The following is a 12,447-nucleotide window of genomic DNA, read 5'->3' as shown; positions in this document are numbered from 1 at the left end:
TTCATCCCCCTTTTCTATTTCCCTTCAGCAATGAGTACTACATCGTCGACATTTTTTTCTGGACGAATAATTGTTCCATCTTCAATAACCATTTCCGATCCAACAATCGCTCTTTCAATCACAACATTTTTACCAATCTTCGCTCCTGGCATAACGACAGAATCAATAACCATACTACCTTCTTCCACCGTCACCCCTTGGAATAATACAGAATGCTTCACATCCCCTTCAATGACGCATCCTTCGTTAATAAGTGATTCTTCTACTTTTGCCTTTTCTGCAATATATTGAGGTGGCTCATTTGGATTCACAGAATAAATACGCCAATTACGATCGTTTAAATTCAGCGATGTTTCATCGCGAAGTAAATCCATATTCGCTTCCCATAAGCTTTTCACCGTTCCAACATCTTTCCAATATCCTTCAAACGGATACGCCATAAGCTTTTTCCCTTCATCTAATAAAAGCGGAAGTACATCTTTTCCGAAATCATTACTAGATTCAGGATTTCTTGCATCCATCTCTAAATACTCTTTCAAAATTGCCCAGTTAAAAATATAAATTCCCATTGATGCAAGATTACTTCTTGGAAATTGCGGTTTCTCTTCAAATTCAACAATCTCCATCTCTTCGTTCGTATTCATAATACCGAAGCGACTCGCTTCATCCCACGGCACTTCAATAACAGAAATCGAAACGTCCGCTTCTTTCTCAATATGGTAATCTAGCATTTTACTGTAATCCATTTTATAAATATGATCGCCTGATAAAATCAGAACATACTCTGGTTCATACTGACTTAAATAGTTTAAGTTTTGATAAATGGCACTAGCTGTACCTGTGTACCACTTCACACCTGAAGACTCCGCATAAGGAGGTAACACTGTGACTCCACCGCTTACTCGGTCTAAATCCCAAGCATTGCCGATTCCGATATAATTATGAAGTTCGAGTGGTTGATATTGCGTCAAAATCCCAACCGTTTCAATACCAGAATTCGCACAGTTACTTAGCGTAAAGTCAATAATGCGATATTTACCACCAAATGGAACAGCTGGCTTGGCTAAATTTTTTGTTAATGCACTTAATCGACTACCTTTTCCCCCTGCTAGTAACATTGCTACGCACTTTTGCTTTTGAGCCATCTTGTTTTTTGCTCCCCTTTCTCGTCTTCACTGGTCGTAATATGGATACGCCAAATGGTGGAATTGTAATTTCTACATGTGCCGCTTGATTATGATACGGTTCTTGAATCGTCTTGAGACGTTTCTTATTCACCTGCCCCGATCCGCCATATTGCTCAGCGTCACTGTTTAAAATCTCGTTATAATACTCGAAATCTGGCAAACCTACTTTATAGTTTTCATATGTAGCTTTCGTAAAATTACATACGACAACTAACGCATCTTCTTGTTTATCCCCTTGACGGATAAACGAGAAAATACTTTGCTCATGATTATTAGCATCTATCCACTGAAATCCTTCAGGTGAATGATCAAGCTGCCAAAGTGGTTTGGAGCGCTTATACAATGCTATGAGCTCTTTAAAGTAATCATGCATATAACGATGCATTTCAAAATCATGTAAATTCCAATCTAAATCTTCAAGGTCTTTCCACTCATCAAACTGCCCGAATTCTCCACCCATAAAGAGTAATTTCTTACCTGGATGAGTAAAGAAATATCCATATAATAAACGAAGTTGAGCAAACTTATCCCAGTAATCTCCTGGCATTTTATTTAATAACGACTTTTTCCCATGAACGACTTCATCATGAGAAAGCGGTAATATGAAATTTTCAGAGTAAGCATATATTAAAGAGAACGTCATTTTCTCATGAATATACTTCCTATACTCAGGCGCACACTCCATATATTTCAGCACATCATTCATCCAGCCCATATTCCATTTGTAATTGAACCCAAGCCCACCTTCATACGTTGGAGCTGTTACAAGTGGCCAAGCTGTTGAATCTTCTGCTGTCATAAGAAAATCTTCATCTTCTGCAAACACCGCTTCATTTAACTCTCGTAAAAATGAAACAGCGTACTCATTACTTTGCTCTTGTCCTTCTTTATTCCAGTACAGCATATTCGCAACTGCATCCACCCTGAAACCATCAATATGGAAGTACTTCATCCAAAATAACGCATTTGAAATTAAAAAATTACGTACTTCCCTCTTCCCTAAATCAAAATTAACAGTTCCCCATACTAGATTTTCTTGTACATCTATATCTTTATATTCATAAGTCGGTGTCCCATCAAACAAATATAAACCGTGAGCATCTTTACAAAAATGCCCCGGCACCCAATCTAAAATGACACCGATTCCATATTTATGACATTCATCGACAAAATACATCAAATCATGTGGCGTGCCGAATCTACTTGTCGCTGCATAATATCCCGTCCCTTGATATCCCCAAGAACGATCATATGGATGCTCAACAAGCGGCATAATTTCAATATGTGTAAATTGATGTTCCACCACATACGGAATGAGCTCCTCGGCCATTTCTCTATAAGAATACAGAGCGCCATCTTCTTTCTTTTTCCAAGAACCGAAATGTAATTCATAAACTGTCATCGCTTCTTTATAAATCGATTTTTTCTTTCTCTTACGAATCCAGTTTTTATCATTCCATTCATATCCCTCTATATCAAAAACTACAGATGCCGTATTTGGTCTTACTTCTGCATATACTGCGTAAGGATCTGCTTTTAAAATAACGTCACCATCCATCGTTTCAATCGCATACTTATATATCTCATTCTCTTCAATATGCGGTACAAACAAGGACCAAATCCCCTCTTCTGTCACTTGTAGCATCTTATGTTGCTCATAATCCCATTCATTAAAATCTCCAACAACACTCATTGCTTTCGCATGAGGAGCCCATACTGTGAATCGTACACCTCGCATCCCATCTTCCGTCACAATATGTGCCCCAAAGATGTTATAACTGTCATAGTACTTTTCTGTATGAAACTCATCTCGTTTCACTTCTTCACAATTTATTACATCCAATATGTTCACCTCACTAAGATGACAGAAATTTTTTACTCTTTATCATTTCTGCGAAAAACTGAAATATCCTTGTTATTTTTTTAAAAACATTCGTTTTTTTCTTTAATTCCGCTTAAAATATTCAAATTTATTGTGTAAAATATCGAATTTTGACGAATATTCATTGCAAACGCTTCATTCCCTACTAGTCTTTCATCCTATTATTTATTTCTCAACCTTTATTTCATTAGATTTATCCTATTTTACTCGCTAGTTATCATTTAAAATCGTAACAAAATAATCTGTCATAAAAAAATGTTTCTCAACATTTTTCGTCACAATTTTATTGAAATGGAAAATTCATAAGCATATACTTGTTCTCAATAAAGAACACCGAACCTTCGCAGCTATAATTCATACTGAAACACTATGTTTACTCTATCCATGCTCCAGGCGAAAGTTCGATAAAAAATTATATTAGGGGGCTTTCTTATGTCATTAAAACAAAAAGTTGGAATGGGAGTTGTCACAGCAACGCTTGGCTTATCCCTTACATTCGGCGGTGTATTCGCCTATTTCAGTGATTCTGAAACATCCAGTAACTCATTTCAAGCTGGTACACTAGATCTTTCTATTAACCCAAGCGTAATTGTTAATGTGAAAGATTTAAAACCAGGTGATTTGATTGAAAGAAATTTCAAGCTTGAAAACAAAGGAACATTAGATATTGCAAAAGTAGCACTTGAAACATCCTATGAGGTTACAGATGCAAAGCAAAATAATGCTGGTGAAGATTTAGGTGATCACATCACCGTCAAATTTTTAGTGAATGATGGAAAGCCATCTAATCCAAACGATGATCATGAAATTTTGTGGGAAACAAAACTATCAGAATTAAAAACTATGAAACCGGAGGATGTAGCTACTTCTCTAGAACGTCATAACTTAATAGATGGTATTAAATCTGGTGAAACAGATTATTTACACGTTCTCTTCTCCTTTGAAGACAACGACCAAGATCAAAATAAATTCCAAGGTGATTCCCTGCAGCTAAACTGGACATTCCATGCAGAGCAAACACCAGGCGTGGAGAAATAATTTTTAAAATATAAATTATCGGAGGCCTATATATGAAAAAGAAAAATCGTTTTGTTACCGGAATTGTAACGGCTGGTGTTCTATTTTCAACTACCCTTCCGTTCAATGTACTTGCTGAAAACCCTATTAACCAAATTGACTCTTCAAACGCCCAGTCTTTACTATCAAAACTTTCTAAAGAACAGCGCCAAGCATTACAAACGTTAGATGCCAATCCTGGTTTTACTATTTCCCCAGATATTAATACGAGTAGTTCCGAACCAGTAAATATCATTGTAGAATTTCAAACGGCTCCAGTAAAGATTAATGAATTAAAACAAAAAGAAAAAGGATTACAAGCTGCTCCTGAAAATATAAAAGCACGTATTGATCAAGAACATGAAGAATTTCAAAAAGGACTCAAACGTCTTTATCAATTTAGCCCGTCAGTAAAATCAGGGAATTTCCAATCTGTACAAATTAAACGTTCTTATAAACATGCAATAAATGGTGTTGCTCTAACATTACCTGCAAATACAGTTGAAGAATTGTTACGCATTGGCGTTGTAAAACGTATTTGGAAAGATTACGAAGTGAAATTAAATTTACCAAAACAAACAGAGCAGAAAGCACCTCAAAAACTAACAGATAGCATTCCGCAAATTGGAGTCGATAAGTTACATAGCGAGGGCATTACTGGAAAAGGAATTAAAGTTGGTGTATTAGATACAGGTATTGATTACAATCATCCTGACTTAAAAGATGTTTATAAAGGATACCGTGCAAAAAATGGCGAGGACTCTAGCAAAATAGACCCAAACTCTGTAAAAGGTTGGGACTTTATTAATAACGATGCAGATCCGATGGAGACTACGTATGCAGAGTGGCAACAATCTGGTGCTCCTGAATTTGATGATCGTGGTTCTTCCTTCTACACTGCGCATGGTACTCACGTAGCAGGTATCGTTTCTGCTCAAAAGAAAAACAAATCAGATTCCGCAGTAAAAGGTGTTGCACCTGACATTGAACTGTATAACTATCGTGTACTCGGTCCATACGGAAGTGGAGATAGTTCTGGTATTATCGCTGCAATTGATAAATCTATTTCTGACGGTATGAACGTCATTAACTTATCGTTAGGTGACGATAACAACAATCCGCTTGATCCAACGTCTATCGCTGTTAATAATGCGATGCTTTCTGGTGTTGTTACAGTCGTTGCTGCTGGGAACTCTGGTCCAAATCCAGCGACACTCGGATCACCAGGTGCTTCTCCATTTGCTATTACAGTTGGAGCAAGTGATAGCTCTATTTCCTTACCGAAATTATCAAGTCATGCTGGACAATTACAATTCCCTAACCTAATTTTATTCGGCAAAAACTTCACTGATAAAATAGAAGATTTCAAAGGACAATCCTTACCTATTGAATCTGTCGGAATCGGTACGCCTGACGAATTTAGTAAAAAAGATGTAAAAGGAAAAATTGCTCTCGTTGCACGTGGTACACTCTCATTTGATGAAAAAATCGCGAATGCGAAACAAGCTGGTGCAAAAGCAGTTATTATTTATAACAATGTGGACGGAGAAATCCCTTTCTACGTTGGCGAAAGCACAAAATACATTCCAGCATTCCGCCTAACGAAAGAAGATGGTGAAAAACTAAAAGCTCAAATCGAACAAGGTAATACATCCTTTACTTTCGATGAAATCAATTACATTCAAACAGAAGGCGATCATCTTGCAGACTTTAGCTCACGCGGCCCTGTTACATCAAATGATGATATTAAACCTGATATTACAGCACCTGGTGTTGCGGTACTTTCAACAGTACCTGAATATATTAACGACCCACAAGAGGGCGAAAATTACGATGTTTCCTATGAACGTATGCAAGGAACATCTATGGCATCTCCTCATATCGCTGGCGTTGCGGCTCTTATTTTACAAGAACATCCAGAATACTCTCCATTCGATGTAAAAGCATCTCTTATGAACACAGCTGATGATTTAAAAGAAAAGTATTCCGTATATGAAGTGGGAGCTGGACGAGTAGATGCTTATAACTCTGTTCATACGGAAACAAGTTTTAAAGTGTTAGATACGACAAAAACAATTGTAAATGATGAAGTGATTGAAGTACCTGAAGAAACTGGATCCATTGCATTCGGTAAGTACTATCAAAAAGACGGGGAATCTCTTGAACAAAAACGAAAAATTAAAGTTAAAAATCGCAATAAACAAGAGAAGAAAGAATTTAAAACAGAAATTTCTTATACACCAGCATCTTCTGCTATTAACGATGCTGCCGCAAACGGTGTAAAAGTTTCTACTGCTGAAACAATTACGATTGATGCCGGCAAATCAGATGAAATTGAAGCAAAAATTAATATTCCAGCTGGTGCAAAGCAAGGCCGATATGAAGGATACATCCATATTACAAACACGAAAAATAAAGAAGAAACGTATCAAATTCCGTTCTCTATTCGTGTATCAGAGCCTGGTATTGAAAATGCACTGTTATCAAGAAAAACAATCTCAACTGATACATCTACATTCAATCCATACCGTGAATCGTATTTGCACGGGGCATTCCAATTAAATAGCGAACTGGAGACGTTAGATCTTATCGTGAAAGATTCGAAAACAAATAAGGCTCTCGGCTTCATCGGAACGTTAAACACGAGTGGACTAAAAACGGACGTGTATTACTACTTAGATTCATTCTTTAACGGCAGAGTGTATCCTTTTACAAATGATCCTGCAAAACCAATTGGTGATGAGAAAATCGACTTACCAGAAGGTGATTACACAATTGAATTTGTTGGCTATGATAAAGCCGGAAAAGCACGTGTGAAAGGCGATTATGTCGTAATTGATAATACACCGCCAGAAGTGAAATTAACTGGATTACAGCCTGGTATTTATGAATTAAATGAAGAAAACTATACAGTAGAAGACGGTAAAAAAGCACTATGGATTAAAGGAAATGTATATGATTCTAACGTTGACTACTTAAAAGGAAAAGGATTTAACATTACGCAAGAAGCGAACGGTGTTATGTACTATGATTATTCTCCATACTTGCATAAGTTTTTGCCTATTAATGCAAATGGTGACTTTAAAGTTGGCATTACTCCTGAATCCTTTAAGGTGGAAGGCCCAATGAATACAGGCGTATATATTTTCGATTATGCAACTGCAGGTCCTGACTACCCGAGCGGTGTAAATAACTATTGGTTTATCCCGCAAGGCGCTCAATATGCAAAAGCTAGTTACGATAAAAAGGAATTATATAAAGATGATGAATTCACTGTGACGCTAAACGCCAAACATGTAAAACAATTTGTGTCTGGAGAATTTAACGTAGAATTCCTAGAGAAAAACTTCAAATTTGCAAATGCGAAATTGAATCCTGCTTTTGAAAAGCTCCTTTCCGAAAAAGGGGTAACAGCAAAAGTAAATGAACCGAAACTAGAAGAAGGTTCTGTTACAGTAGGCGGGGCTATTGATGATAAAAACTTCGGCGGATTAGATGGTGATTTCCCGTTCATTGATGTAACTTTCAAAGTAGAAAATGATGAATTTTATGAAGCAAATGCTCAATTAGATTTAGCAGTGTTTGCTTACTGGAAACAAGGTGAATCAGAGCCAAATAGAATGCGTGTCCTTCAAGATCAAACATTCTCAGTTATGTCTTTAAACTCAAAAGTAGAAGGAAATATTAAACCTGGTGCATTCTTAAATGAACGTGGATATTTAGATGAGAAATTCGATTATACAAAGCTTGGTGTAAAAGTATATGCAACGGATTCTTACCGTCATAAGTTTGAAGGCTCACTTGATAAATACGGTTACTTTAAACTAAATGGACTTCCTGTTAATAAACGTGATTATAACTTATACGTGGAGGTTCCAGGGCATTTAACAAGCCGACTAACAACGAAATTAGGTACTGAAAAAGATGGTAAGCTGCTTGGCCAATATTATTATGCACGACCTGATGAAAATCTTGCCGGTGATGTAAATGGAGATAAAGTAATTGATATAAAAGATGCTGAAATTATCGCTAGCAACTATGGTAAAAAAGGACTATCTGTAAAAGACGGCGACCTTAACAAAGATGGCATTGTCGACGAAAAAGATATTCGTTTCGTTGAAAAGAACTTCTTGAAAAAAGGACCGGATGCATCTAAATCACAAATACCTGTTGAAAAATCAAAAAGCGGTACACTGGCAGATATTTTAAAGAAATTAGGATTAACACCTAAAAAATGATAAAGTGAAACTTTAATCAGTGGGGGGTGTTCATCCCCCACTGATTATTAGCCCTCACCAATCGGGCTTTTACGAGCAGTTGATCACCAAACTAACTTCGTTGCTTTCGCTGCATTTTGAGGTGGGGATCTTACTGCCCGGCAAATAGCGGGATAATAAAGAGCACTCTATATAAAGTAGAGTGCTCTTTTCTATAAACGACCCTTATCCAGCAAAAGGGGTATATTGGGGATATACAAGGGAAACCGGAAAAGGAATTTATATTAAATTATATAAAAACTCAGAGGTAGGAAGCAGTTTCCCGCCTCTGAATTATTTAGCAATTATTATAGTACTGGTGCCATTGTTTCTTTTAATACTTTTACAGAATGAGCGAATTTCGCTTTTTCTTCTTCATTTAGCTCAAGTTCTACGATTTCACGTACACCTTCGCGGTTAATAACAGCTGGAACACCTACGAAAGCATCTTTCTCACCATATTGACCTTCAAGGTATGCCGATACAGTTAATACGCTGTTCTCGTTGCTTAAGATTGCTTTAGTTACACGAAGTAGTGACATACCGATTCCGTAGTAAGTTGCACCTTTACGTTCGATGATATGATAAGCTGCATCGCGTACATTTTCGAAGATTTTATCTAAGTCTTCTTGTTTGTACTGCTCGTTGTTAGCTAAGATTGTTTCTAACTTTTGTACACCTACAGTAGCGTGGCTCCATACTGGAAGTTCAGTGTCACCGTGCTCACCAACGATGTAAGCATGAACGTTACGTGGATCTACATCTAGGTAGTCACCTAACATGTAACGGAAACGAGCAGAGTCTAAAGTAGTACCAGAACCGATTACACGCTCTTTTGGTAAACCAGATTCTTTCCAAGTTACGTAAGTTAAAATATCAACTGGGTTTGTAGCGATTAAGAAAATTCCATCGAACCCGCTATCCATAATGCCGCGAACGATTTGTTTAAAGATCTTTGTATTTTTCTCAACTAAGTCTAAACGAGTTTCACCTGGCTTTTGTGGTAATCCAGCAGTGATAACAACTAGATCTGCATCTTTACAATCTGCATAGCTACCGCTCCAAACTTTTGTTGGTGATGGAGAGAATGGTACCGCATGGCTTAAGTCCATTGCTTCCCCTTCTGCTTTTGCTTCATTAACATCTACTAATACGAATTCTTCAGCTACACCTTGGTTGATCATTGAGTAAGCGTAACTACAACCTACAGCTCCTGTTCCTACTAATACTACACGATTGATACCTTTTTTCATGGTAATTTCCCCTCTCTATTGTTCACATCTATTTTTTTATGATTGTTTAAGTAATTAATTAAAATACTAATTTAATGTTGTTTAACTTCTTTACATTCATATTGTAGCACGTATAATTGTGAATTACTTCACAAATTATGACCTATTTGTGAACTTTTTCACATAGAGTGTAAAGTTATTAAATCAAGTATGAAATCAATCTCAATGGAGGCGTTTTCTTTAGATTGTGAACGTGAAATTGTTCCGTTTTTACCGGTAAGTGAAATTATATCGACGATTCTTTAAATATATCAACGATTTTTAGAATATATCGACCGTAACTCAAAATATATCAACGATTCGACAAGGAATATCGACTTACCGACAAACCCGACAATAATGACAACATAAAGAAGCTGTCTCCAATAGATCATCTATTAGAGACAGCTTTTTTATTTATTTTCCGCAGTAGCTCCTAATACAGCAGCTTTTACGAAATTTTGACCATTTAACTTCTGTAAATCCGCAGCCGTTCCTGTCACAACTACTCCAATGACTTTTACATCCTGCTCACTTGGTTTTGTTTTCTTTCCTTTTAGGTAGTCATATATACGCTTATATTCCTCATAATACTTTCCCTTTTGCTCCAGCCCATTTTGAATTGCTAAAAGGAAATCTTTTTCCGTTCCATTTCCAAATTCAATATCACCTGGTTTTGCTTTAAAACCGTACACATTATAAGCACTTTCGGTCATATCATTAATAGAATATGATTTTTTATCATCATACGTATCTACCCAATACCAAACAGGATGAATCCCTTCTGGCAGCATCTTTTTTATTTCAGACACCTTATGTGGTTTATCAAAAGATATAGCCAATTCAGCTACTTTATTTTCACTTTTTACTTTCTCTATATCATTTATATAACTATTATATGAAGCAAATGGCAGATAAAATTGCATCTCTCTTTCCATTGTTTGATTATTGTACAATTCACTCGCCTTATTAATACGCTCATTCCCCATTACAACATTATCTGCTATTGTTAATGGGTTTACATCCGATAATCGGCGAAATGTATTCCAAACTTTATACTCATACACTTCATCTTCCCACTTAACAGGTTTCCCCTCAATAACCTTATATGTTTTATACTCTATCGTGCTTTTAAATAAACCGTTAGAAGTAATTGCTACCCCTCTTTCCGTATTAGGCCTTGTAATTTGTCTTATCATATTTACGTCACGATCCATAGCTAGATAAGCTCTATTATTCAATTGTGAAATTCCTATAATAGAGCCGGAGAATAAAACAATAAAAAGTGCAATTGAAATTACGATTATTTTTAATAATTGTCTTCGCTTCGCCTTCTTCAACATTTTTGATACTTTACTTGAATCTATATCAAAATCAAAATCATCTCTGCCCATCTTCAAACCTCCTATAAAGCTTTTTAAACTCATTGCGAGCTCTGTACAAAGAAACACGTACGGTCTCTTCTTTCATCTCTAGTACGGCTGCTATCTCCTTATAAGAAAGTCCATAATCATACTTTAATAAAAGAATATGCTTATATACCGGATTCATCTTTCCGAGTATGCTTTGTATTTCTACTTGAAGCTCTTTTCTTAAAAGTGGTTCATCTAATCCTTTTGCTCCAATTAATTGAACAGATTCAATCGGGATTTGTTCAATACGATTTCGCCTTTTCACTAGATCACGATGCCTATTAATCGCAACTTGAAATAACCATGTTTTTATATACGTAATTTTCATATTCGGTATAGATACTAACGCTTTATGTATCGTATCTTGAACGATATCCTCTGCTTCTGCTGGTGTTACTCCAATTTTAAGCAAGTATCTATAAATGCTTCTAGATGATTCTATAATGACTTTTTCATACTCCATCGCTCTCTCCTTTCTATTAGTTAGACGATCTAAATAGAAAAAAGTATACAAGAAACCCATAAAAAAAAGCAGACTATTCAAAGTCCACCTTTACACAACAAAAAAGAGATAGCAGATTATGCTATCTCTTTTAGTATGACCCGTACGGGATTCGAACCCGTGTTACCGCCGTGAAAGGGCGGTGTCTTAACCACTTGACCAACGGGCCAATTCTGGCAGAGAAGAAGGGATTCGAACCCTCGCACCGCGTTCGCGATCTACTCCCTTAGCAGGGGAGCCCCTTGAGCCACTTGGGTACTTCTCTATAATATGGCTCCGCAGGTAGGACTCGAACCTACGACCGATCGGTTAACAGCCGATAGCTCTACCACTGAGCTACTGCGGAATAATTATGGTGGGCCTAAATGGACTCGAACCATCGACCTCACGCTTATCAGGCGTGCGCTCTAACCAGCTGAGCTATAGGCCCATAATTGAAAAGCGGGTGAAGAGAATCGAACTCTCGACCAGAGCTTGGAAGGCTCTTGTTTTACCACTAAACTACACCCGCATTAAATTGTAAATGGTGAGCCATGAAGGATTCGAACCTTCGACCCTCTGATTAAAAGTCAGATGCTCTACCAACTGAGCTAATGGCTCATTTTGAAAGTGGTGCCGACTAGAGGACTTGAACCCCCAACCTACTGATTACAAGTCAGTTGCTCTACCAGTTGAGCTAAGTCGGCTTGCGACTTCAAAATGGTGGCTCGGGACGGAATCGAACCGCCGACACGAGGATTTTCAGTCCTCTGCTCTACCGACTGAGCTACCGAGCCTTTATGTAAAAAAATGGCGGTCCCGACCGGGGTCGAACCGGCGATCTCCTGCGTGACAGGCAGGCATGTTAACCACTACACCACGGGACCATTTGGTTGCGGGGA

7 protein-coding genes and 9 tRNA genes are annotated in these 12,447 nt (G+C 37.2%); 2 read left to right on the top strand and 14 right to left on the bottom strand.

The features are described 5' to 3' along the window. Window positions 1-14: 14 nt before the first annotated feature. Both glgC and glgB read right to left on the bottom strand, forming a co-directional pair. Window positions 15-1,145: a glucose-1-phosphate adenylyltransferase gene (glgC, locus tag ABH961_RS23775; RefSeq protein ID WP_000057613.1), complete on the bottom strand. Its 1,131-nt coding sequence runs from the start codon at window positions 1,143-1,145 to the stop codon at window positions 15-17. After that, on the bottom strand, window positions 1,093-3,030 hold the full coding sequence (gene glgB, locus ABH961_RS23770) for a 1,4-alpha-glucan branching protein GlgB (protein WP_000382600.1): 1,938 nt from the start codon (window positions 3,028-3,030) through the stop codon (window positions 1,093-1,095). The genes glgC and glgB overlap by 53 nt, the downstream gene beginning before the upstream one ends. Before the next feature lie 471 nt (window positions 3,031-3,501). Between glgB and ABH961_RS23765 the strand changes: the two genes are divergently transcribed. Further along, window positions 3,502-4,107: a CalY family protein gene (locus ABH961_RS23765; protein ID WP_098047218.1), complete on the top strand. Its 606-nt coding sequence runs from the start codon at window positions 3,502-3,504 to the stop codon at window positions 4,105-4,107. A gap of 32 nt (window positions 4,108-4,139) precedes the next feature. Continuing rightward, window positions 4,140-8,363, top strand: coding sequence for a S8 family serine peptidase (locus ABH961_RS23760; protein WP_098152847.1), 4,224 nt, complete (start codon window positions 4,140-4,142; stop codon window positions 8,361-8,363). A 326-nt stretch (window positions 8,364-8,689) separates the two neighbouring features. Here the strand turns inward: ABH961_RS23760 and ABH961_RS23755 are convergent, their stop codons facing one another. The 12 genes from ABH961_RS23755 to ABH961_RS23700 form a co-directional block, all read right to left on the bottom strand. Then, window positions 8,690-9,634, bottom strand: a complete 945-nt coding sequence (locus ABH961_RS23755; RefSeq protein WP_048541166.1) for an L-lactate dehydrogenase — start codon at window positions 9,632-9,634, stop codon at window positions 8,690-8,692. A gap of 431 nt (window positions 9,635-10,065) precedes the next feature. Beyond that, on the bottom strand, window positions 10,066-11,046 hold the full coding sequence (locus tag ABH961_RS23750; protein ID WP_098131967.1) for an anti sigma factor C-terminal domain-containing protein: 981 nt from the start codon (window positions 11,044-11,046) through the stop codon (window positions 10,066-10,068). After that, window positions 11,033-11,527 carry an RNA polymerase sigma factor gene (locus tag ABH961_RS23745; protein ID WP_098131968.1) on the bottom strand — a complete coding sequence of 165 codons (495 nt, stop codon included), beginning with the start codon at window positions 11,525-11,527 and terminating at the stop codon, window positions 11,033-11,035. The genes ABH961_RS23750 and ABH961_RS23745 overlap by 14 nt, the downstream gene beginning before the upstream one ends. Before the next feature lie 136 nt (window positions 11,528-11,663). After that, window positions 11,664-11,735 (bottom strand) — tRNA-Glu (locus ABH961_RS23740). Between the two features lie 5 nt (window positions 11,736-11,740). Then, a tRNA-Ser gene (locus ABH961_RS23735) sits at window positions 11,741-11,831 on the bottom strand. Between the two features lie 6 nt (window positions 11,832-11,837). Beyond that, window positions 11,838-11,912, bottom strand: a tRNA-Asn gene (locus ABH961_RS23730). Window positions 11,913-11,919: 7 nt separating this feature from the next. Continuing rightward, a tRNA-Ile gene (locus ABH961_RS23725) sits at window positions 11,920-11,996 on the bottom strand. A 10-nt stretch (window positions 11,997-12,006) separates the two neighbouring features. After that, a tRNA-Gly gene (locus tag ABH961_RS23720) sits at window positions 12,007-12,077 on the bottom strand. Between the two features lie 13 nt (window positions 12,078-12,090). Further along, a tRNA-Lys gene (locus ABH961_RS23715) sits at window positions 12,091-12,166 on the bottom strand. Window positions 12,167-12,176: 10 nt separating this feature from the next. After that, a tRNA-Thr gene (locus tag ABH961_RS23710) sits at window positions 12,177-12,252 on the bottom strand. Window positions 12,253-12,266: 14 nt separating this feature from the next. After that, window positions 12,267-12,342: transfer RNA gene (locus ABH961_RS23705), tRNA-Phe, on the bottom strand. 14 nt (window positions 12,343-12,356) lie between these two features. Further along, window positions 12,357-12,432, bottom strand: a tRNA-Asp gene (locus tag ABH961_RS23700). Window positions 12,433-12,447 lie beyond the last annotated feature (15 nt).

The organism is Bacillus sp. RC251 (assembly GCF_044908765.1).
Classification (GTDB): Bacteria; Bacillota; Bacilli; order Bacillales; family Bacillaceae_G; genus Bacillus_A; species Bacillus_A wiedmannii.
Note: the sequence above shows the minus strand (reverse complement) of the source record. Positions and strands in the feature narration are given on the sequence as shown.